Here is a 344-nt window from a genome sequence, read left to right as displayed (position 1 = left end):
GCCGACATTCTCGTTCTCGCCGAACACGACAACGCGGCGCTCAAGCCCGCGACGCTGAACGCCATCACCGCCGCGACGAAGATCGGCGGCGACATCCATGTCCTGGTCGCCGGCAAGGGCGCCCAGCCCGTCGCCGAGGCCGCTTCCAAGATCGCCGGCGTGGGGAAGGTCCTGCTGGCCGACGATGCCGCCTACGAGCACGCGCTGGCCGAACCGCTGGCGGCGCTGCTGGTCGAAATTGGCCGCACCTACGGCCACATCCTGGCCCCGGCCACCTCGGTGGGTAAGAACGCGCTGCCCCGCGTCGCCGCCCTGCTCGACGTGGCGGCGATCTCCGACATCAC

1 pseudogene is annotated in these 344 nt (G+C 70.6%); it reads left to right on the top strand.

Annotated features, from left to right (window positions below):
* Positions 1–6: 6 nt before the first annotated feature.
* Positions 7–344: pseudogene (locus EJ913_RS31370) on the top strand (electron transfer flavoprotein subunit alpha/FixB family protein); the annotation flags it as partial.

It is taken from the genome of Azospirillum doebereinerae (assembly GCF_003989665.1).
GTDB classification, from domain to species: domain Bacteria; phylum Pseudomonadota; class Alphaproteobacteria; order Azospirillales; family Azospirillaceae; genus Azospirillum; species Azospirillum doebereinerae.
The sequence above is the reverse complement of the archived record's forward strand: the minus strand, read 5'-3'. Positions and strand labels throughout refer to the sequence as shown.